This is a genomic window from Anoxybacillus flavithermus (assembly GCF_002742685.1).
In the GTDB taxonomy this organism is placed as follows: domain Bacteria; phylum Bacillota; class Bacilli; order Bacillales; family Anoxybacillaceae; genus Anoxybacillus; species Anoxybacillus flavithermus_E.
In genome coordinates, this window is the sequence record NZ_PEDM01000015.1 from 22,981 (window position 1) to 44,923 (window position 21,943).

General features: G+C 41.8%; 18 protein-coding genes, 1 other RNA gene and 1 other annotated feature. Of the genes, 18 read left to right on the forward strand and 1 reads right to left on the reverse strand.

Annotation, left to right across the window (positions count from 1 at the left end; genetic code table 11):
- Window positions 1-83: 83 nt before the first annotated feature.
- Complete coding sequence (locus CS060_RS08285) at window positions 84-2,282, forward strand: RelA/SpoT family protein (RefSeq protein WP_035045983.1); 2,199 nt, start codon at window positions 84-86, stop codon at window positions 2,280-2,282.
- A gap of 14 nt (window positions 2,283-2,296) precedes the next feature.
- Window positions 2,297-2,737: a D-aminoacyl-tRNA deacylase gene (dtd, locus tag CS060_RS08290; RefSeq protein ID WP_035045984.1), complete on the forward strand. Its 441-nt coding sequence runs from the start codon at window positions 2,297-2,299 to the stop codon at window positions 2,735-2,737.
- A gap of 34 nt (window positions 2,738-2,771) precedes the next feature.
- On the opposite strand, the gene CS060_RS14135 is transcribed toward dtd, so the two are convergent.
- Window positions 2,772-2,945: a hypothetical protein gene (locus CS060_RS14135; protein ID WP_009361696.1), complete on the reverse strand. Its 174-nt coding sequence runs from the start codon at window positions 2,943-2,945 to the stop codon at window positions 2,772-2,774.
- Window positions 2,946-3,079: 134 nt separating this feature from the next.
- On the opposite strand from CS060_RS14135, the gene CS060_RS08295 reads away from it, so the two are divergent.
- The 16 genes from CS060_RS08295 (at window position 3,080) to CS060_RS08370 (ending at window position 21,672) form a co-directional block, all read left to right on the forward strand.
- Entirely contained in the window at window positions 3,080-4,330 is a 1,251-nt protein-coding gene (locus CS060_RS08295) for an N-acetylmuramoyl-L-alanine amidase family protein (RefSeq protein ID WP_035045986.1), read from the forward strand.
- A 52-nt stretch (window positions 4,331-4,382) separates the two neighbouring features.
- Window positions 4,383-4,610, forward strand: a binding site (T-box leader).
- Window positions 4,611-4,662: 52 nt separating this feature from the next.
- Window positions 4,663-5,934, forward strand: a complete 1,272-nt coding sequence (gene hisS, locus CS060_RS08300; RefSeq protein ID WP_035045988.1) for a histidine--tRNA ligase — start codon at window positions 4,663-4,665, stop codon at window positions 5,932-5,934.
- 11 nt (window positions 5,935-5,945) lie between these two features.
- Window positions 5,946-7,724, forward strand: coding sequence for an aspartate--tRNA ligase (gene aspS / locus CS060_RS08305; RefSeq protein ID WP_035045990.1), 1,779 nt, complete (start codon window positions 5,946-5,948; stop codon window positions 7,722-7,724).
- A gap of 50 nt (window positions 7,725-7,774) precedes the next feature.
- Window positions 7,775-7,967: non-coding RNA, 6S RNA (gene ssrS / locus CS060_RS08310), on the forward strand.
- A gap of 112 nt (window positions 7,968-8,079) precedes the next feature.
- Window positions 8,080-8,844, forward strand: coding sequence for a tRNA threonylcarbamoyladenosine dehydratase (locus CS060_RS08315; RefSeq protein ID WP_035045991.1), 765 nt, complete (start codon window positions 8,080-8,082; stop codon window positions 8,842-8,844).
- 143 nt (window positions 8,845-8,987) lie between these two features.
- Window positions 8,988-12,047 (forward strand): efflux RND transporter permease subunit, encoded by a 3,060-nt coding sequence (locus tag CS060_RS08320; RefSeq protein WP_035045993.1) that lies wholly within the window; start codon window positions 8,988-8,990, stop codon window positions 12,045-12,047.
- An 80-nt stretch (window positions 12,048-12,127) separates the two neighbouring features.
- The gene (locus CS060_RS08325; RefSeq protein ID WP_035045995.1) at window positions 12,128-12,937 is read left to right on the forward strand and encodes a TetR/AcrR family transcriptional regulator; all 810 of its coding nucleotides are present in this window, start codon (window positions 12,128-12,130) and stop codon (window positions 12,935-12,937) included.
- A 12-nt stretch (window positions 12,938-12,949) separates the two neighbouring features.
- Window positions 12,950-14,230 carry a replication-associated recombination protein A gene (locus CS060_RS08330; protein WP_099668874.1) on the forward strand — a complete coding sequence of 427 codons (1,281 nt, stop codon included), beginning with the start codon at window positions 12,950-12,952 and terminating at the stop codon, window positions 14,228-14,230.
- Window positions 14,231-14,303: 73 nt separating this feature from the next.
- A complete protein-coding gene (gene cymR / locus CS060_RS08335) occupies window positions 14,304-14,720 on the forward strand; it encodes a cysteine metabolism transcriptional regulator CymR (RefSeq protein ID WP_035046011.1) in 417 nt (138 codons plus the stop codon).
- A gap of 15 nt (window positions 14,721-14,735) precedes the next feature.
- Window positions 14,736-15,881: a cysteine desulfurase family protein gene (locus CS060_RS08340; protein ID WP_035045997.1), complete on the forward strand. Its 1,146-nt coding sequence runs from the start codon at window positions 14,736-14,738 to the stop codon at window positions 15,879-15,881.
- Window positions 15,878-16,993: a tRNA 2-thiouridine(34) synthase MnmA gene (mnmA, locus tag CS060_RS08345; RefSeq protein ID WP_035045999.1), complete on the forward strand. Its 1,116-nt coding sequence runs from the start codon at window positions 15,878-15,880 to the stop codon at window positions 16,991-16,993. Before CS060_RS08340 ends, mnmA begins: the two co-directional genes overlap by 4 nt.
- 62 nt (window positions 16,994-17,055) lie before the next feature.
- Window positions 17,056-17,712: a tetratricopeptide repeat protein gene (locus tag CS060_RS08350; protein ID WP_035046001.1), complete on the forward strand. Its 657-nt coding sequence runs from the start codon at window positions 17,056-17,058 to the stop codon at window positions 17,710-17,712.
- Window positions 17,713-17,725: 13 nt separating this feature from the next.
- On the forward strand, window positions 17,726-20,080 hold the full coding sequence (gene recD2, locus CS060_RS08355) for an SF1B family DNA helicase RecD2 (RefSeq protein ID WP_035046002.1): 2,355 nt from the start codon (window positions 17,726-17,728) through the stop codon (window positions 20,078-20,080).
- Between the two features lie 100 nt (window positions 20,081-20,180).
- Window positions 20,181-20,372: a YrzR-like zinc ribbon domain gene (locus tag CS060_RS08360; protein WP_021093919.1), complete on the forward strand. Its 192-nt coding sequence runs from the start codon at window positions 20,181-20,183 to the stop codon at window positions 20,370-20,372.
- 10 nt (window positions 20,373-20,382) lie between these two features.
- Window positions 20,383-20,523, forward strand: coding sequence for a YrzQ family protein (locus tag CS060_RS08365; RefSeq protein WP_082180230.1), 141 nt, complete (start codon window positions 20,383-20,385; stop codon window positions 20,521-20,523).
- A gap of 90 nt (window positions 20,524-20,613) precedes the next feature.
- On the forward strand, window positions 20,614-21,672 hold the full coding sequence (locus CS060_RS08370) for an AI-2E family transporter (protein WP_099668876.1): 1,059 nt from the start codon (window positions 20,614-20,616) through the stop codon (window positions 21,670-21,672).
- Window positions 21,673-21,943 lie beyond the last annotated feature (271 nt).

A 21,943-nucleotide genomic window follows, 5' to 3' on the forward strand; every position in this document is an offset into this window, starting at 1 on the left:
CCTCTTTTTCACATGTTGCTCTTTACATTTGAAAAAATTTTCATGATAATATTGTAAATACGTTTAAAATAAAAGGTGATTGCATGGCAAATGAACAAGTATTAACGGCGGAACAAGTGATTGAAAAGGCGAGCCGTTATTTGTCGGAAGACGACATACAGTTTATCGAACGGGCATATAAGTTTGCGAAAGAGGCACATCGTGAGCAATATCGGAAGTCAGGCGAACCGTATATTATTCATCCGATTCAAGTAGCAGGTATTTTAGTCGATTTAGAAATGGACCCTGCGACAATTGCAGCTGGGTTTTTGCATGATGTCGTAGAAGATACACATGTGACGAAAGAAGATTTAGAAAGAGAATTTGGAAAAGAAGTGGCGATGCTCGTTGATGGTGTAACGAAGCTTGGAAAAATTAAATATAAGTCACATGAAGAACAACAAGCAGAAAATCATCGCAAAATGTTTTTAGCGATGGCGCAAGATATACGCGTTATTTTAATTAAGTTGGCGGACCGTCTGCACAATATGCGCACGTTAAAACATTTGCCGATTGAAAAGCAACGCCGCATAGCGAATGAAACGCTTGAAATTTTCGCGCCGCTTGCGCATCGACTTGGAATTTCAAAAATTAAATGGGAGCTTGAAGATACAGCCCTTCGTTATTTAAACCCGCAACAATATTATCGCATCGTCAATTTAATGAAAAAGAAACGGGCAGAGCGTGAGCAATATTTGGAAGAAGTCATTCAAGAAATGCGTGCACGGTTACATGAAGTTGGCATTCAAGCTGAAATTTCTGGACGTCCGAAACATATTTATAGTATTTATCGCAAAATGGTTTTGCAAAATAAACAATTTAATGAAATTTACGATTTGCTTGCTGTGCGCATTATCGTTGAAAGCATTAAAGACTGTTATGCGGTACTCGGAATCATCCATACATGTTGGAAGCCGATGCCTGGGCGTTTTAAAGATTATATTGCCATGCCGAAGCCAAATATGTATCAATCGCTTCATACGACCGTTGTCGGACCAAAAGGCGAACCGCTTGAAGTGCAAATTCGGACGTTTGAGATGCATCATATTGCGGAATTTGGAATTGCTGCCCATTGGGCGTATAAAGAAGGAAAGACGATTCGACCGAATACGTTTGAAGAAAAACTAGCATGGTTTCGCGAAATTGTTGAGTGGCAAAACGAAACGAACAACGCAGAAGAGTTTGTCGAAACGTTGAAAATGGATTTATTTTCCGATATGGTGTTTGTTTTTACGCCAAAAGGTGATGTCATTGAGCTTCCAGCCGGTTCGGTGCCGATTGATTTTGCGTATCGCATTCATTCAGAAATTGGAAATAAAACGATTGGGGCAAAAGTGAACGGAAAAATGGTGCCGCTCGATCATCCGCTTCAAACGGGAGACATCGTTGAGATTTTGACGTCCAATCATTCATATGGCCCAAGTCAAGATTGGTTAAAAATCGCCCAAACATCACATGCGAAAAATAAAATTCGCCAATTTTTCAAAAAGCAACGCCGTGAAGAAAACGTTGAAAAAGGAAAAGAGCTTGTCGAAAAAGAAATTCGCAACATGGGTTTTGATGTCAAAGAAGTGCTCACTATTGAAAATATGAAACGGGTAGCGGAAAAATTTAATTTTGCTAACGAAGAAGATATGTATGCTGCTGTTGGATACAACGGCATTACAGCTGCCCAAGTTGCGCATCGTCTAACAGAAAAGTGGCGGAAACAACGCGACTTAGAAGAGCAAGCGAAACGCTTATCGGACATGCTGCAAGAGGCGAAAACCATCACACCAATGAAAAAACGCGATTTTGGTGTATGCGTGGAAGGAGTAGACAATTTACTTATTCGTCTGTCACGCTGTTGCAATCCGGTGCCTGGTGATGAAATTATCGGTTTTATTACAAAAGGACGTGGCGTTTCTGTTCATCGTGCCGATTGCCCGAACGTGCTTGTTGAAGAAGCAAAAGAGCGACTTATTCCTGTGCAATGGGAGAGCGGGGCAAACTGTCAACGGGAATATACAGTCGACATCGAAATTACTGGATATGATCGACGTGGCTTGCTGAACGAAGTGTTGCAAGCTGTCAATGAGACGAAAACGAACATTTCTGCTGTATCTGGAAGAACGGATCATCGTAATAAAATGGCAACGATTCATATGACGATTTTTATTCATAACGTAAGTCATCTTCAAAAAGTGGTGGAGCGCATTAAACAAATTCCAGATATTTATTCAGTTAGACGGATCATGAATTAGAAAGGGTTGTCGCCATGAGAGTTGTCGTTCAACGCGCAAAAGATGCAAAAGTCACAGTAGCTGGCGAAGTAGTCGGAGAAATTGATTTTGGGCTCGTTTTGTTAGTTGGCATTACGCATGATGATACGGAGGAAGATGCAGCATTTGTCGCTGATAAAATTGCTCATTTGCGCATATTTGAAGATGAACACGGAAAAATGAACGTATCACTTATAGATGTTGGTGGAGCGATTTTATCAATTTCGCAATTTACGCTGTACGGAGACTGTCGCAAAGGAAGAAGACCGAACTTTATGGATGCAGCAAAACCAGAACACGCGAAACACATTTATGAGATGTTTAATGAGCAATTACGTCAAAAAGAAATTCGCGTAGAAACAGGCGTATTTGGCGCGATGATGGATGTAGAATTCACAAACATTGGACCGGTGACATTAATCGTTGAAAGTAAATAAAAACCGCGCTCGCATATGGACGAGCTCGGTTTTTTTATCCTCGCGCTAAATGTTTTTTTAGTTTTTGTACGTCACGAAGAGTGAGTCCGAATTCAGAAGCGAGTTCAAATGATGTGAGCTCGTTTTCTTTTTGAATAAATGAGTGAAAATCAACGTGCATAAGCGGGGATTGTGAATGGATAAACTCTCCTTTTTCGCTATGGCGCATAATCAATCTCCTTTCGCGTCAAATATCGTTCGTATTATTCCCAATTTTTCTACCTTTTCATTCAAAGAAGGATTTTTTTTTATTTGTGAAGAAATAAAGTAGCGACCATTGACAACGTAGGAGGCTCTTGCAACATGAAAAAATCGTTCATGACGTCATTGTTTCTTTTTTGCTGCTTGTTGTTGATCGCTCAGAGTGCGACGGCAGCAATGAACGTTCGCATCGCTGTTAATCAACTCAATGTCCGTACCGGTCCGGGATTGACATTTCCTGTGCAAGAAAAAATAGCGAAAGGCAAGCAATATGCTGTTGTTCAAAAGCGAGGAGAATGGTTGCAAATTCGGCTCGCTTCGAATCGAACAGGTTGGGTGCATGGAAAATACGTTCAAACGCAAAACGAATCGGTTGAAGCGAAAAAACAAATACAACAACTTGTTGTATGCCAAGCAGACGGATTACGACTTCGTAAAGGACCAGGAACGACGTATGCGGTCATCGGCTATGTTAATCGCAACGAAAAAGGAACGGCGACGATGACACAGAACGATTGGATATACGTACGCTGGGAAGGAAAAGAAGGTTGGGTGCATCGATCATACATAGCAAATATTGAGAAAAATACAGAACAAAATACATACGTCCAAATGTTATACGACAATACAAATATTCGTTCTGCTCCTTCTACGCAATCACCTGTTATTGCAAAAGCAAAACGTGGCGATCAGTTTTCGGTCATTCGTAAAGAAGGACAATGGTATGTCATTCAAGTGGATGCTCAAACGATAGGTTATGTCGCAGAATGGATCGTTCAAGTAAGCAAACAACCATCGCCTTCCCAACCTCAAACGATCGTAGGAAAAACGATTGTCATTGATGCCGGTCATGGTGGAAAAGATTACGGTACAACAGGTGTAAACGGAACGATCGAAAAAATGTTAACGTTACAAACGGTATTGTTGTTAAGCGAAAAACTAAAACAAATGGGGGCGAATGTCATTTTAACGCGCGAAGATGATCGCTTTTTATCGCTTAGTGAGCGTGTCTACATAGCGGGGAAATATCAAGCAGATGCGTTTATTAGTATTCATTACGATAGCGCATTAAACCGGACGGCAAGCGGTTTAACGGTATATTACTATAAATCAATTGATCGTCCGCTCGCTAATGCGATGTTTGATCCGCTCAGCCGTTTAACAGGCATCCAGCAACGTGGGGTTCGAAGTGGCAATTACCATGTGTTGCGTGAAAATAGTCGCCCTTCTGTATTGCTTGAACTTGGTTATTTAAGCAATCCGAATGAAGAGTTGTTTGTTATGTCACAAGACTATCAACAAGCGGCGACAGATGCGATTTGCAATGGATTGCTTCAGTATTTCGGAAAATAAGGTCATCTTGACAAATGGTTTGTTCGTCCGTAATATATAAAGAAAATTCAACATCTCGCCGATGATGGAGAAAAGTAGTTAAGAGTACACATGGCCAGAGAGGAAATGCCATAGGCTGGAAGCATTTCTCCATGATGACTTAACGAACGAACACTCCGTAGGTTTCTCTTTGAACGCGTCAGTTAGTAGGAGAGAACGCTTTCCGGGCGTTATCGGATGAAAGTGGAAGCATGCGCTTCAACTAGGGTGGCACCACGGGAATTCGTCTCTCGTCCCTAATTTATTAGGGATGGGAGATTTTTATTTGCATAGAAACTAAAGGAGGGAAACATATGTCATTTCAAATTCCGCGCGGGACGCAAGACATTTTGCCAGAACAAGCAGCAAAATGGCAATATATTGAACAAATTGCGCGCGAACTTTGTCGGCGTTACAACTATCAAGAAATTCGCACGCCAATTTTTGAACATACAGAACTATTTTTACGCGGTGTCGGTGATACAACGGATATTGTTCAAAAAGAAATGTACACATTTGAAGATCGTGGCGGTCGAAGTTTAACCCTTCGTCCAGAAGGAACAGCAGCGGTCGTTCGTTCATTTGTTGAAAATAAAATGTACGGATATCCGAATCAACCGGTGAAACTGTATTACATGGGACCGATGTTCCGTTATGAACGCCCGCAAGCAGGTCGTTTTCGTCAGTTCGTCCAATTTGGTGTTGAAGCGCTCGGGAGTAACGATCCAGCCATTGATGCTGAAGTCATTGCTTTAGCGATGGACATATATCGCTCGCTCGGACTGAAAAAATTGAAACTTGTCATCAATAGCTTAGGCGATGTCGAAAGTAGAAAATCGCACCGACAAGCGCTTATTGATCATTTCCAGCCTCGCATTCATGAGTTTTGCGATGATTGTCAAGCGCGGTTACATAAAAATCCAATGCGAATTTTAGACTGTAAAAAAGATCGTGATCATGAGCTTATGCGCACGGCTCCATCCATTCTTGATTACTTAAATGAACAGTCGCGCACATATTTTGAAAAAGTACAAATGTACTTACAAAAGCTTGGCATCGCATTTGAAGTCGATCCGCGACTTGTGCGCGGTTTAGACTATTACAATCACACAGCGTTTGAAATTATGAGTGAGGCAGAAGGATTTGGCGCCATTACGACATTATGCGGCGGGGGACGTTATAACGGTCTCGTTCAAGAAATTGGCGGACCTGAAACGCCTGGTATTGGATTCGCTTTAAGCATTGAGCGCTTGCTTGCTGCATTAGAGGCTGAAGGCATTTCGTTACCGATTTCAGAAGGAATTGACTGTTATGTTGTGGCATTAGGAGAACAAGCAAAAGAAGAAGCAGTTGCGCTTGTTGCTGCCCTTCGTCAAGAAGGTGTTGCGGCAGAAAAAGATTATCAAGATCGCAAAGTGAAAGCGCAGCTTAAAGCCGCCGACCGTTTACATGCGACATATGTTGCGATTTTAGGGGAAGATGAACTACAAAAAGGTGTTATTAACGTGAAACATATGGCAACAGGAGAACAGCAAGAAGTGCCTCTTGACATATTTGTTTCACATATGAAAAACGTATTGAAATAGGAGGGGAAAATATGTTCGGAAGGACGCATTATTGTGGAGAAGTAACAGATACATCGATTGGTCAAACGGTGCGCTTAAAAGGATGGGTGCAAAAACGTCGCGATCTCGGAGGGCTTATTTTTATCGACTTGCGCGATCGCACAGGTATTGTACAAATTGTATTTAGCCCAGATGTATCGAAAGAGGCGTTGCAAGTAGCGGAAATGATTCGTAGCGAATACGTGTTAGACGTAAAAGGAACGGTCGTTCAACGGGAGGCAGGACAAGTAAATCCTAATTTACCAACTGGAACGGTTGAAGTGCATGCGACGCACGTGACGATTTTAAGTGAAGCAAAAACGCCACCGTTTCCGATCTCGGACAAAACGGACGTATCCGAAGATGTTCGCTTAAAATATCGTTACTTAGATTTACGGCGCCCAGTGATGTTTCAGACGTTTCAAATGCGCCATCAAGTAACGAAAGCGATTCGCGACTTTTTAGACGAAGAAGGATTTTTAGAAGTAGAAACGCCAATTTTAACGAAAAGTACGCCAGAAGGGGCGCGCGATTACTTGGTTCCAAGCCGTGTACATCCAGGCGAGTTTTATGCATTGCCACAATCGCCGCAAATTTTTAAACAATTATTAATGGTCGCTGGCTTTGAACGATACTATCAAATTGCTCGTTGTTTCCGCGATGAAGATTTACGTGCTGATCGTCAACCAGAATTTACACAAGTCGATATTGAAACATCGTTTATGAGTCAAGACGATATTTTAGCAATGATCGAGCGAATGATGGCGCGTGTCATGAAAGTCGCAAAAGGGATCGACATCTCTATTCCTTTCCCGCGCATGTCATACGATGAAGCGATTGCGCGTTACGGTTCGGACAAGCCAGATACGCGTTTTGGACTGGAACTTATTGATTTATCTGAGCAAGTGAAAGATTGCGGGTTTAAAGTGTTTGCAAGCGCCGTCCAAAACGGTGGACAAGTAAAGGCGATCAATGTGAAAGGTGCTGCGGATAAATATTCGCGTAAAGATATTGATGCGTTAACAGAATATGTGGCTCGTTATGGAGCAAAAGGATTAGCTTGGTTGAAAGTTGAAGCAGACGGTTTAAAAGGTCCAATTGCTAAGTTTTTCACTGAAGATGAACAAAAACAAATGATGCAGACACTTGAAGCAGAAACGGCTGACTTATTGTTATTTGTCGCTGATAAAAAATCGGTTGTTGCCGATGCGCTTGGTGCATTGCGTTTAAAGTTAGGAAAGGATTTACAGTTGATTGACGAATCAGCATTTCATTTCTTATGGATTACAGATTGGCCACTGTTTGAATACGACGAAGAAGAAGGTCGCTATTATGCGGCGCATCATCCGTTTACCATGCCTGTTCGTGAAGATGTGCCAAAGTTTGAAACAGACCCAGCAAGCATTCGTGCACAAGCGTACGATCTTGTGTTAAACGGATATGAGTTAGGTGGAGGTTCACTCCGTATTTTCGAGCGGGATATACAAGAAAAAATGTTTAAAACGCTTGGTTTTACTGAAGAACAAGCGCGTGAACAGTTTGGCTTTTTGCTCGAAGCATTTGAATACGGTACGCCTCCACATGGGGGAATTGCGCTTGGATTAGACCGGCTTGTCATGTTGCTCGCGGGTCGTTCGAATTTGCGTGATACAATTGCCTTTCCGAAAACAGCGAGCGCGAGTTGCTTGTTAACGGAAGCGCCAAGTGCAGTTAGTGAAGAGCAATTAGAAGAATTACATTTGCGAATCAAAGACGTTCAAAAAGTAGACTAAATTTGTAACGTTGCAAATACGTTCGAAGTGTGCTAACATACAAGTAACAACAAGTCCTGATGTGTTTGTCGTATCACCTATTGTTTTGACCGAACAATGTGTGATACGGGAGCCCGGGTTTTCAGGTGGCGTACATGCCTCATTTACATAGAGAGGACGTACATAAGCTTGAAACAGGGCACCCACCTGTGAGAGAGCGGGTTCAAAACAAAGGCCATCAGCGACGGCACGATTGGGACTTAGGAAACAAAAACGAATAAAGCCTTGACGTAAAGAACATGCTTTACGTTGAGGCTTTTTTTGTGCCATAATGCATGTATATCCGATTGAAATACTTACATATAGGAGGAAAAACATGTTACATCAATTTTCTCGTAACGAACTTGCGATCGGAAAAGAAGGATTAAAACGATTAAGTGAAAGTACTGTTGCGATTCTCGGTATCGGTGGTGTCGGCTCATTCGCCGTCGAGGCGCTTGCCCGCTCAGGTGTTGGGCGTCTTATTTTAATTGACAAAGATGATATTGACATTACAAACGTCAATCGTCAAATTCATGCACTATTGTCAACTGTCGGACGTCCGAAAGTAGAAGTGATGAAAGAGCGGATCGCTGACATTAACCCAGCGTGCGAAGTGATTGCATTAAAAATGTTTTATACAGAAGAAACATATGAGCAAATTTTTTCGTATAACATCGACTACGTCATTGACGCATCGGATACAATTTCGTATAAAATTCATTTGATGAAACAATGTTTAGAACGAAACATTCCGATCATTTCGAGCATGGGAGCGGCAAATAAAATGGATCCGACACGTTTTCGCATCGCTGATATTTCCAAAACGCATACGGATCCGATTGCAAAAGTTATTCGCACAAGATTGAGAAAAGAAGGAATTAAAAAAGGTATCACCGTTGTTTTCTCAGATGAAAGCCCAATCGTCATTCGCGAAGACGTTCGAAAAGAAGTAGGAAATGATGAGACAACCATTCGTAAGGCAAAAATGCCGCCATCATCAAATGCGTTTGTTCCATCGGTTGCTGGCCTCATCATGGCTGCACATGTCGTACAACAATTATTAAAAGATATTCCGATCCAACGTGTCGATCAACAATGAGCGCAAAGGGAACTCCTTTGCGCTTTTTTACAGCACATTATTAGTTGCAAAGAAAAGGAATTTGAATTATAGTGAAATTGTGACTGTATGGTCGTAGTGAAACGACCAATTGGTCATATTTCGAGAAAGAAAGGAAGAGCGAGATGAACTTTTTAACGAGGTTTAGTTTAAAGAATGCAGTCGCCGTATTCATCATTTCATTTCTACTCATATTAGGCGGACTATACTCATTTTCTTCTTTAAAAGTTGACTTGTTACCAAATATCGAGTTTCCGCAACTATCTGTAGAAGTCATTTATCCAGGCGCTTCACCAGAAGATATGAATGAGCAAGTGACGACAAAGTTAGAGGAAAAGTTCAAAGGAGTTGAAGGAGTAAAGAAGCTCCAGAGCACATCGTTTGAAAGTATTTCTATTATTAACCTAGAGTTTCCGTTCAACACAGATATGGACGAAGTTGAACGCCAAGTTGAATCGCTGATGAAAGAAGCGAATTTGCCAGAAAACGTGCAGACGAAAGTGAATCGCTTCTCGTTTGGTACGTTCCCGATTTATAATATTTCTTTATTTGCAAAAGGGAATACGGACGTACAACAGCTGTTGGATGATACAATTATTCCAGAGTTGAAAAAAATTAATGGCATTAACTCCATTTCTGTCGGTGGAATGGAAGAAGACATTGTTCAAATTACAGTGGATAAACAAAAAGCATTGCAGTACGGCTTAAGCTTAACGCAAATTAAAGAACAAATTAATGAAAAGTTTTTAGCGTTCCCTGCCGGAAACGTTCAAACAGAAACAGTACAAATTCCGATTCGCGTACAACAAAAAATTGAAACGATAAAACAACTTGAAAATTTACCGTTGTCTTCTCCAATGATGAATGCAGCACCGGGAGCACCAGCAAGTGGTCAGCAAGTTCCTCAAAAAATTACGTTAAAAGATGTAGCGACGATTGAAGCAGTGACAGACCAAGGAGAAATTACGCGCTACAACTTACAACCATCTTTATCGATGGCGATTACGAAAAAGCAAGATGCGAACACGGTTGAAGTGGCGGAGAAAGTACTAAACGTGCTTGACAAATATAAAGACAAAATAGACTATGCAATAGGATTTGATTCTGCTGAAGGAATTAAAAAGTCCGTTGAAACGCTTGTGCGAGAAGGATTGCTCGGAGCATTGTTTGCATCCATTGCAGTGCTCGTCTTTTTACGAAACGTGCGCGCAACAATTATTGCAATTGTTTCCATTCCCCTTTCGTTATTAGTCGCATCTATTTTCTTGCAGAGAATGGATATTTCTTTAAACATTATGACGTTAGGTGGAATGGCCGTTGCGGTCGGGCGAGTAGTTGACGATAGCATCGTTGTCATCGAAAACATTTTCCGACGTGTGCGCAAATCGAAAACCGGGATGACAGATGAACTTGTCGAAGACTCAACGAAAGAAATTTTAAAGGCAATTACATCGTCCACCATTACAACAGTCGTTGTCTTTTTACCGCTCGGTCTTGTTGGTGGCGTAACAGGTGAGTTTTTCTTACCATTTGCGTTAACGATTGTGTTTTCCCTTTTAATGTCGCTCGTTGTTGCCATTACGATTGTTCCAATTTTAGCGAAGTTTTCGTTTAAAAAAGTGCCGCCAGAAGAAAAGGAAGGGGCGTTGCAACGAGCTTACGGTAAAGCAATTGAATGGGCGTTGAATCATAAAAAAACCGTCTTATTCTTGTCCGTTTTATTGCTCGGTAGTTCATTTGCCATTGTACCGAAGTTAGGCTTTACATTTATTCCAAACGAAGAGCAAAAATCATTAATTGCTGCAGTCGAACTGCCATCGTCTACGCCATTAGAAAAAACGAACGATGTATCGTTAAAAATCGAAAATATGTTTGCTTCGATGAAGGAGATTGAAGAAGTTACTGCAGGAATTGGTAGCCGTGACTTCCGTAGCGGATTAAAGCGGAAAAACCAAGCGAACTATTTTATTACGTTGAAAGAAGACACGAACGTGAGCGCATTTATTAAAAAGTTGGAAAAAGAAATGGAAGCAATCGCCCAAGCGGAAGTGAAAGGTGCAAAAGTCGGCGTTCAAGAGTTACAAACAGGTGGACCGCCGTCAAACAATAACGTGAATATTGACTTGTACTCGACCAACTTAAATGCACTACAACAAGCGGCGAAAGATGTAGAAGCTTACTTAAAAACGCGCGACGATTTGAAATATGTCACAAATAATTTTACAGATAAACAAAAGCAAGTAGTCGTTAACATCGACACGAACAAAGCAATGGAATACGGTGTATCAGGCTTCCAAATTCTCGGTACAATCGCCGATCAAACCCGTCCGGTTCAAGTCGGTACGTTGACGTTAGACGATGAAGAGCGGACAGTACAATTGTCATATGACAAACAAATGGCATCGATCGAAGAGTTAGAAAACACACTTATTTTCACAAAGTTCGGACCAGTGCCAGTAAAACAATTGGCAGACGTCCAAGAAGTCGATACATTTACATCCATTCAAAAGCTGGACGGAAAAGTATTCGCACGTGTTTCTGCTCAAGTCGTTGGTGACAACATTCAAAAAGTCACACAAGATGTCATCAATGGCGTGAAAAAAGAAATTGATTTACCAAAAGACGTCTCACTCGAAGGCGGTGGCGGAAGCGACGAAACAGTAGAAACGTTCCAACAGCTCGGTTTAGCGATGGTTGTAGCGATTGGGCTTGTGTATATTACAATGCTCATTACGTTTGGAAAAGCGCGCATTCCGTTTATTATTTTATCATCGCTTGTGTTCGTTCCAATCGGTTCGTTGCTCGGCTTGTTTATTGCGAATGAACCGATGTCCGTCAGCGTCATGATCGGTTTATTAATGCTCATTGGAATTGTTACAACGAATGCGATCGTTCTCGTTGACCGCATCGGACAAAATCGTGAGCAAAAAGGAATGACGATTCGTCAAGCGCTCATTGAAGCGGGAAAAACGCGGTTACGTCCAATTTTAATGACAGCATTTGCGACAGTTGCGGCACTTATTCCGCTTGCGCTTACGAAATCATCAGGAACGCTCATTTCTAAAGGATTAGCGATTACGGTTATTGGTGGATTGACGTCATCAACGTTATTGACGTTAATTCTCGTTCCTGTTGTATACGAACTATTTTTCTTCCGTCAAGCGAAAAAAGAACGACAGGCATAACTGGTGACAGGCTGACTGAAATTCGGTCAGCCTGTTATGTTATAATTAAGATGAGAAAAGAACAATAAGGATGAGGCCGAGTGAGCAGAAAAGAGCAAATTATTGAAGTGGCGATGAAACTATTTGCTGAAAAAGGATATCACGCTACGACGATGCAAGAAATTGCTGAACATAGCCAGTTAGCTAAAGGATCGCTATACAATTACTTTAAGTCAAAAGAGGAAATTGTGCTGTCCATTTTTCAATATCATTACGATCAGCTTTTTCAACAATTTGCACGTATCGCTTCTGATCGATCGCTGACAGCACGTGAAAAATTTTTAAAACAACTTTCTTTGCAAATTGAAGCGTTTGAACAGCATAAAGAAATTGTACAAATGCATATGGGCGATCATGCACAAAAAGTTAGCGAAGACGTTCACGCGCTTGTTTTGCGCATTCGTTCCCATTTATTTGACTGGTACGTTCAATCACTTATCGATGTATACGGGGAACGTATTCGTCCGTATGTGCTTGATTGTGCCATCATGTTAAATGGCATGTTAAAAGAATATTTATTTTTTGCTCTGTTTGAACAAAAGTCATTTCCTTTTCAACGATTAGCCCCTTTTTTAATCGAGCGGCTTGATGTGATTGTCGATAGTTTACAGCACGACATGCCATTGCTAAGCCATGATGCCCAAGCAGAAAAAACACGTGCCCTTGCGCTTATTGAGGAGATGATCGAAGAGGCGAGCGATCATTATATCGTGGAGGTACTCAAACAATTAAAAACAGAAATACAACGAGATGACCCAAGAAAAGCGATTGTTGAAGCGTTTCTTTTATATTTACAACAAAGTAACATGCGTCAGTTTGTTCCTGCCTTACGTGCAGCACTAGCATTGTGAGGTGAAAAAATGATGTTATTTGCTCAAGAGCCGCTTGCTTATCGTATGCGCCCGCGTACGATTGATGAAGTCATCGGACAAGACGATGTCATCGGTTCACATACAGCACTATATCGAATGATTAAAAATGGTTATGTGCCATCGTTATTGCTTTACGGACCGCCCGGTGTCGGGAAAACATCGCTCGCTTATGCGATTGCTGGAACGGTACAACGTCCGTTTTACATGCTCAATGCAACGACGGCAGGAAAAAAAGAAATCGAAGAAATTGTGGCAGATGCCCGATTTGAAGGCAACGTCATTTTATTTATTGATGAAATTCATCGTTTCACAAAAGCGCAGCAAGACTATTTATTGCCACACGTCGAAAACGGCCTTATTACGCTTATTGGAGCAACGACAGAAAATCCATTTCATTCGATTAATCCGGCTGTTCGAAGTCGCTTAGGACAAATTAAACAGTTGAAGCCATTGGCAAAAGAGAAGACGCTCGAATTATTACACCGCGCTCTAACCGATCGTGAACGAGGATTAGGTGATTGGCATATTGACATTAGCGATGAGGCGCTTTCGATGATTGCTGAAGGAGCAAACGGCGATGCGCGTGCAGCTTTAACTTTGTTGGAAGAAGCGGTATATGCAACGAAGCAAGACGATCAACGTGCCGTTGTAGATTTACATACCGTTTCGTTTTGTGTAGAAAAAAGAGCATTGACGTATGATAAACAAGGAGACACGTATTATTCTTTACTTTCAGCTCTTCAAAAAAGTATTCGTGGAAGTGACGTAGACGCTTCGCTTCATTATTTAGCGCGACTGCTTGAGGGCGGAGATCTTACCCCTGTTTGTCGTCGCCTTGCGGTTATTGCTTATGAAGATATTGGATTAGCGAATCCGCTGATCGGCGTGAAAGTGATGAGCGCGATCGAAGCCGCAGAACGTCTTGGTATGCCAGAAGCACGCATTCCGCTTTCAGTCGTGACGATTGACATGTGTTTATCGCCGAAATCAAATAGCGCCTATAAGGCAATCGATCAAGCGCTTATGGATGTGCGAAACGGAAAAGGACAGTCGATTCCGCTTCATTTACAAGACGCTCACTATGCGGGCGCGAAACATCTTGGACGCGGAATAGGGTATAAATATCCACACGATTATCCGTACGGTTGGGTGGCACAACAATACTTGCCTGATGATTTAATCGAAGTGCAATATTATCAACCGAAAAAAAGCGGCGAAGAAAAGCAACTCGCTTACGTATATGAGCGGTTATATGAGCGAAAAAAACAGTAACGTTCCTCTGTTTCGCATTTTTATGTTATAATGGCTTGTGTTTCTTTTGACAGTGAATGAGGGGATGATTCGTTTGAAAATATCTACAAAAGGTCGATACGGTTTAACGATTATGATTGAGTTGGCAAAACGATATGGAGAGGGACCGATTTCATTAAAATCGATTGCTCAAACGAACAATTTATCCGAGCATTATTTAGAACAACTCATTTCCCCATTGCGAAATGCTGGTTTGGTGAAAAGTATTCGCGGAGCGTATGGCGGTTATATTTTAGCGGATGAACCGTCAAAAATTACTGCAGGTGATGTCATTCGTGTGTTAGAAGGACCGTTGCAAGTCGTTGAAGAACTAGAAGATGAGGAACCAGCGAAGCGGGAACTATGGATGCGTATTCGCGATGCGGTAAAAGAAGTGTTAGATAGCACAACGCTTGAAGACTTAGCAAGCCATGCGGATGACCATGGTGATGCATATATGTTTTATATCTAGGAAAGGAGAATGTATTTGGAGCGCATTTATTTAGACCACGCAGCGACGTCTCCTGTCCATCCGGAAGTCGTAGAGGCAATGGTACCTTACATGACAACATATTTTGGTAACCCGTCAAGCATTCATTCGTTCGGTCGTGAAACACGACGTGCACTTGATGAAGCGCGAGAGACAATGGCCAAGACGATCGGAGCTAAAGCGAACGAAATCGTTTTTACAAGCGGTGGAACAGAGGCGGATAATTTAGCGATCATTGGTGTGGCAATGGCGAATCGCGAGAGAGGACGACACATCATTACAACGTCTGTCGAACATCATGCTGTATTAAACACGTGCAAATATTTACAGAAACAAGGATTTGATGTCACGTATTTACCTGTTGATGAGCATGGCATGATTTCGGTTGAACAAGTAAAAAGCGCTTTGCGCGATGACACAATCATTGTGTCCATTATGTTCGGAAACAATGAAACAGGCGTGTTGCAACCGATTCACGACATTGGCCAATTGCTTCGGGACCATGATGCGTATTTTCATACGGATGCGGTACAAGCATATGGCCTCATTCCAATTCATGTGGGTGAACTCGGCATTGATTTACTTTCTGTATCTAGCCATAAAATTAACGGACCAAAAGGAGTAGGTTTTTTATACGTACGTGAAGGTGTTCGTCTGACACCGCACATATACGGCGGAGAACAAGAGCGAAAGCGACGTGCAGGGACAGAAAACGTACCAGGTATTGTCGGATTGCAAAAAGCAGCTGAACTCGCACAACAAACAATGGCTGAAAAAAGAGGGTTGTATGAACAGTTTCAGCGGATTATGCTTACGACATTTGAACAAGAAGGCATTGATTACGCGGTAAACGGCCATGAAACAAATCGCTTGCCACACGTATTAAATGTTGCGTTTTTCGGAACAAATGTAGAAGCGTTGCTTGTCAATTTAGATTTAGCGGGTATTGCCGCGTCAAGCGGCTCGGCATGTACAGCTGGCTCCATTGATCCGTCACATGTGTTAGTAGCGATGTACGGAAATGAATCGGATCGCATTCGTTCTTCTGTTCGTTTTAGTTTTGGGTATGGAAATACGATCGAACAAGTGGAACGTGCTGCATATGATATTGCAAAAATTGTGAAGCGACTAACGAAAGCATGAAAGGAGGTAAAATGATGGCGAGAGTAGTCGTAGGCATGTCCGGTGGAGTTGACTCATCAGTAGCCGCATTATTGCTAAAACAACAAGGATACGATGTGATCGGCATTTTTATGAAAAACTGGGATGATACAGATGAAAACGGGGTATGTACAGCAACGGAAGATTATGAAGATGTTGTGCGTGTGTGCAACCAAATTGGTATTCCGTATTATGCGGTTAACTTCGAAAAACAATATTGGGAGAAAGTATTTACGTATTTTTTAGAAGAATATAAAGCAGGGCGCACGCCAAACCCAGACGTTATGTGCAATAAAGAAATTAAATTTAAAGCATTTTTAGAACATGCGATGGCGCTTGGAGCGGACTATTTAGCGACAGGACATTATGCCCGCGTTGCCTATCGCGATGGAGAATATCAATTGTTGCGCGGATTAGATGCGAATAAAGATCAAACGTACTTTTTAAATCAGCTCGGACAAGCGCAATTATCGAAAGTGCTGTTTCCGATTGGAGAATTGCAAAAATCGCAAGTGCGTGAAATAGCAAAAGAGGCGGGGCTTGCAACAGCAGGAAAAAAAGATAGCACGGGCATTTGTTTTATCGGTGAACGCAATTTTAAACAGTTTTTAAGCAATTATTTACCTGCACAACCGGGCGAGATGCAAACGCTCGGTGGAGAAGTGAAAGGCACGCACGATGGCTTAATGTATTATACGATCGGACAACGCCACGGACTTGGTATCGGTGGTAGCGGGGAGCCTTGGTTCGTTGTTGGGAAAAATTTAAAAGACAACATTTTATACGTCGCACAAGGTTTTGATAATGAATTGCTTTATTCGGATGCCATTATTGCGACGAATGTCAATTGGGTAAGTGATCGAAAGCCGCACGAACCGATTTCATGTACGGCAAAATTCCGTTATCGTCAACCAGATGTGCCAGTTACTTTAGAAATGATTGACGAGACGACAGCGCGTGTATCATTTAGCCAACGCGTGCGCGCAGTGACGCCGGGACAAGCGGTTGTGTTTTATCACGGTGAACAATGTCTAGGCGGCGGGACGATCGATCAAGTGTTTCGCAACGGTGAAAGACTGACATATGTTGGCTAACCTTCAACTCAACAGACGAGTTGAAGGCTTTTTTGTTATAATATGCATATGAGGTGAGAGAAATGGATTACAATACACAAGGCATTCAATATATGCAGCAAGGAAAATATGAAGAAGCGGTCAAATGTTTTCATGAAGCAATTGAACAAAACCCGACCGATCCTGTTGGTTACATTAATTTTGGAAACGTATTAGCAGCCGTCGGTGAAGAAGAAAAAGCGATTCGCTTTTTCCATAAAGCACTTGAACTGGATGAAAAAGCAGCGACAGCTTATTACGGACTCGGATCGATTTATTACAATCGCCAACAGTTCGAACGAGCAAAAGAACAGTTTGAACGAGCCATTCAGGCCGGATTAACAGATGGCGATGTGTTTTTTATGCTTGGCATGTCGCTCATGTACTTAGAACAACCGCGTTTGGCGATGCCATATTTTCAGCGGGCAGTAGAATTAAACGAGCGCGATGTCGAAGCGACGTTTCAGCTCGGACTTTGCTTAGCTCAATTACAGTTTGTCGATGAGGCGATGACGTATTTTGAACGGACGATTCATTTAAACGATCAACATGCAGATGCGTATTACAATTTAGGTGTCGCGTATGCGTACAAAGATGATCCGAAAACGGCACATGCGATGTTTGAAAGGGCGCTTGCTATTCAGCCAGATCATTTGTTAGCAGGTCATGGGAAAAAGCTAATGGAACAAGCATTACAGTAAAAACAAGGGAGGGATGGCGTTGCAACAACAGTTAGACTTAGACGGGCGATCGTTTATTAAAGGCGTCCATGTCGGTACCATTTTTCATAACGAAGACAATTTATATTCGGTTATTCGTGTGCGTGTCGAAGAAACAAATGAAGCGCATATAGAAAAAGATGTTGTTGTGACAGGCTATTTCCCTTTGCTCGGTGAGTATGATACATATACGTTTTTCGGCTCATTTAAAGAACATCCGCGCTTTGGCAAACAATATGTTGTCGAGCATTTTCGCAAAGAGTTTCCTGAAACAAAAGAAGGAGTCATTCAATATTTATCGGGTGGCATGTTTAAAGGAATTGGTAAAAAAACCGCAACTGCGATCGTAGAAACGTTAGGTGAGCGAGCGATTTCAAAAATATTAGAAGATCCCGATGTGCTTGCGAACGTACCGAAGTTAACAAAAGCAAAAGCAAAGCAGCTATATGAGACGTTGCGCGAACATGAAGGACTAGAACAAATTATGATTGCTTTATCGCAATTTGGCTTCGGGCCTCAATTATCAATGAAAATTTATCAAGTGTACAAAGATGAAACGTTACAAATCATTCGCACAAACCCATATCAACTTGTAGAAGATGTTGAAGGGATCGGATTTGGTCGCGCTGATGACCTCGGTTTGCAACTCGGTATTTCTGGGAATCATCCAGATCGCATTCGTGCAGGTTGTTTATACGTTATTGAGCAACATTGTATGCAAGAAGGGCATGTGTATATGACGTATGAACAACTGCTTACGGAAGTGAAACAACTATTAGAGGCGAAGCGGCAAGAACTCGTCGACATCGCTTGTATTTCCCGCGAAATCGTCCATTTATCTGAGGAAGGAAAGTTAATCGTTGAAGAAGATCGTTTTTATATCCCTTCGTTATATTTTGCGGAAAAAGGCATCGTGTCAAACGTTAAAAGACTATTGCAACAATCCGATATGTCAACATTTTCTGAAGCGGAATTTTTGCTTGCGCTCGGTGAATGGGAAGAAGAAGCAAATATTCAATATTCGCAAAAACAAAAAGAAGCGATTCAGCAAGCGCTTTGTTCGCCTTTGTTCATTTTAACCGGGGGACCAGGCACAGGAAAAACGACGGTCATTAACGGTATCGTGCATTTATTCGCAAAATTGCACGGGTTATCGCTTGATCCTGCGAGCTATGATGCAGACGAGCCGTTTCCGATTTTACTTGCTGCTCCAACCGGACGAGCGGCGAAACGAATGACGGAATCGACAGGATTGCCAGCGATGACGATTCATCGTTTGCTCGGCTGGAGTGGCGACGGGTTTCAACGGGGGGAAGACGAACCAATTTACGGAAAGTTGTTAATTGTCGATGAAATGTCCATGGTCGATACGTGGCTGGCGAATCAGTTGTTAAAGTCTGTTCCATCGTCCATGCAAGTCATTTTCGTTGGTGACGAAGACCAATTACCTTCTGTCGGTCCGGGACAAGTGTTAAAAGACTTGCTTCGCGCAAACGTCATTCCAACCGTTCGGCTAACAGACATTTATCGTCAAGCAGAAGGTTCGTCGATCATTTCCCTTGCTCATGCGATTAAAGATGGAAACATTCCTCACGATTTGACGTTTCCACAAAAAGACCGTTCATTTATTCGTTGCACGGGCGGACAAGTCGTTGACGTCGTAAAAAAAGTAGCTGAAAATGCAAAGCAAAAAGGATATCGCGCGAAAGATGTTCAAGTGCTCGCACCGATGTATCGCGGTCATGCGGGAATTGATCGATTGAATGAGACGTTACAACAATTATTTAATCCAAAACATGATCATAAACGAGAGCTTACGTTTGGTGATGTTGTTTATCGAGTAGGCGATAAAGTGTTGCAGCTAGTCAATCAGCCGGATGAAAATGTGTTTAATGGCGATATCGGTGAGATCGTTGCGATTTTCTATGCCAACGAAAACGTAGAAAAACAAGATCTCGTTGTCGTTTCGTTTGATGGAAACGAAGTGACATACCCAAAACAAGAATTGAATCAAATTACGCACGCTTACTGTTGTTCGATTCATAAATCGCAAGGAAGCGAATTTCCGATCGTCATTTTGCCTGTTGTAAAAAGTTATTATCGCATGTTAAGGCGCAATTTATTGTATACAGCTATTACGCGCAGTAAGCAATATTTAATTTTATGCGGTGAAGAAGAAGCGTTCCAGCTTGGGGTCATGCGAACAGAAGATGGAACGAGACAGACGACATTATACGAAAAATTAATCGCTGCTCTTTCACCTGAACAACAACTACTTCCGATGGAAGATGCAAACATCGGAATGGAAGGTGTTACCCCGTATGACTTCATGGAAAATGACGTAACATAACAATGGACACACATATCGGCACGCTTCTTTTCCAATGATGTATGTTTGGGTAAAAAAATGACAAAGATAGAAGAAAAAATAAAAAGGAGCGTGCCTTTTTATGTTAAAGTGTCCGAATTGTCAAAGTAAAGATTTAGGTAAAATCGGCGTCAATCAATATTATTGCTGGAATTGCTTTATTGAGCTAACCGTTCAAAAAGGAATGATTTATACGCACCAAGTCGAAGAAGATGGAACGCTTAGCTCGCTTGACGATTTGTTTAGTGAACAAGAACGAACTTTGTTTTCGTAATGAAAGGAGAATGAACATGAATCGAACAATCGCTTCTTTAATTGCGATCGGTGCAGGAGTAGCCGCATATCAATTAGCGCAACGAAACGGTGGCATGAATATGCGCAACGTGCGAAAAGTAGGTAAACAAATGTTACGTCCATTTATGTAACAAAAAACCGGCAGTCTCATTTGAGGTTGCCGGTTTTTGTATAACATCTTCTATTTGTTCCCACACTATATGAGTAAAGGAGGGATCAGTTTGGAACACCCGCATCTCCATTTTTTCGTTCGTTTAACGAAGTTGCTATTCATTTTAGTTTGCTTATATTTTATTGTAAAGCTTCAGTCGGTATGGCTGCCGTTTTTACATGTATTTATTAAAATTATGACCCCTTTTCTCATCGCCGCATTCATTACATACTTATTGCATCCTGTTGTTGAATACGTTCATAAGCGAGGTATGCCGAGAGCGCTTGCCATTCTCGCCATTTATGCATTATTTTTTGGCGGAATTGGTTTTGCTGTTTACAAAGGGGCACCGTTGTTTATTGCTCAGCTAGAAGATTTAAATAAAAGCTTACCGATATTTGTTCGTACGTATGAACAATGGACGAATTATATTCATGAAGAAACGGCCACATGGCCTTACGATGTTCATAAACGAATTGAAACGATGATTACAGAAGCAGAAACGTTTATTAGCGGGGCGGTTACGGGAACAATTATCGGGCTAAAACAGCTGATTAATCGAGTCATCGTCTTTTTTATTATTCCGTTTATCGCATTTTACATGTTAAAAGATGTGGAGCTTATCAAAAAAGCGGCATGGGAATGGACGCCGAAAAAATGGCGCAATAAAGGTATGCAATTTTTACGTGATGTCGATCAAACGCTCGGTGGATATATTCGTGGACAACTGCTCGTCTGTTTATTGATCGGAACGGCTGCTGCGCTTTCGTTTTGGCTTATTGATATGAAATATCCGCTTTTGCTTGGCATGATCGTAGGGGTTACAAATGTCATCCCGTATTTCGGACCAATTATTGGCGCCATTCCAGCGGCGATTATTGCTGCAACCGTATCAGTAAACAAATTGCTTCTTACTGTTGGAATCGTCTTTTTATTGCAGTTTATTGAAGGAAACATTTTATCCCCGCTTATTGTAGGGAAAAGCTTACATTTACATCCGCTTATTATTATGTTTTCCCTATTTGTTGGTGGAGAAATCGGTGGCATCATCGGTTTAATTGTTGCTGTTCCGATCGTTGCAATTGCCAAGGCGACATTTATGCACATTCGCTCGTTGAAAACAAATTGACAAAAAAAAGGGGCTTGTCTATAATTTTCACAAGAGTAATACATAGAAAAACGATGAAGGATCGAGTATGTTACAGTCCATCTTAAAGCGCTTTCGGCGCACAGAGAGGAATTTCCGCGGCTGAAAGAAATTCCAGATGAAGGGTAACAGAACGCTAATCCGGAGTGCAGGCAAACCCTGCCGACGAAGCCACGTTACGGCGGTTGAGGTGATGGACGTTTTGTCCATAAACAGGGTGGTACCGCGAGCAAGCTCTCGTCCCTGAGCAGGG

Coding starts and splice junctions, on each gene's coding strand:
- CS060_RS08285 (WP_035045983.1), top strand. CDS start 84: ATGGCAAATGAACAAGTATTAACGGCGGAACAAGTGATTGAAAAGGCG.
- dtd (WP_035045984.1), top strand. CDS start 2,297: ATGAGAGTTGTCGTTCAACGCGCAAAAGATGCAAAAGTCACAGTAGCT.
- CS060_RS14135 (WP_009361696.1), bottom strand. CDS start 2,945: ATGCGCCATAGCGAAAAAGGAGAGTTTATCCATTCACAATCCCCGCTT.
- CS060_RS08295 (WP_035045986.1), top strand. CDS start 3,080: ATGAAAAAATCGTTCATGACGTCATTGTTTCTTTTTTGCTGCTTGTTG.
- hisS (WP_035045988.1), top strand. CDS start 4,663: ATGTCATTTCAAATTCCGCGCGGGACGCAAGACATTTTGCCAGAACAA.
- aspS (WP_035045990.1), top strand. CDS start 5,946: ATGTTCGGAAGGACGCATTATTGTGGAGAAGTAACAGATACATCGATT.
- CS060_RS08315 (WP_035045991.1), top strand. CDS start 8,080: ATGTTACATCAATTTTCTCGTAACGAACTTGCGATCGGAAAAGAAGGA.
- CS060_RS08320 (WP_035045993.1), top strand. CDS start 8,988: ATGAACTTTTTAACGAGGTTTAGTTTAAAGAATGCAGTCGCCGTATTC.
- CS060_RS08330 (WP_099668874.1), top strand. CDS start 12,950: ATGTTATTTGCTCAAGAGCCGCTTGCTTATCGTATGCGCCCGCGTACG.
- mnmA (WP_035045999.1), top strand. CDS start 15,878: ATGAAAGGAGGTAAAATGATGGCGAGAGTAGTCGTAGGCATGTCCGGT.
- CS060_RS08350 (WP_035046001.1), top strand. CDS start 17,056: ATGGATTACAATACACAAGGCATTCAATATATGCAGCAAGGAAAATAT.
- recD2 (WP_035046002.1), top strand. CDS start 17,726: ATGGCGTTGCAACAACAGTTAGACTTAGACGGGCGATCGTTTATTAAA.
- CS060_RS08360 (WP_021093919.1), top strand. CDS start 20,181: ATGTTAAAGTGTCCGAATTGTCAAAGTAAAGATTTAGGTAAAATCGGC.
- CS060_RS08365 (WP_082180230.1), top strand. CDS start 20,383: ATGAACATGAATCGAACAATCGCTTCTTTAATTGCGATCGGTGCAGGA.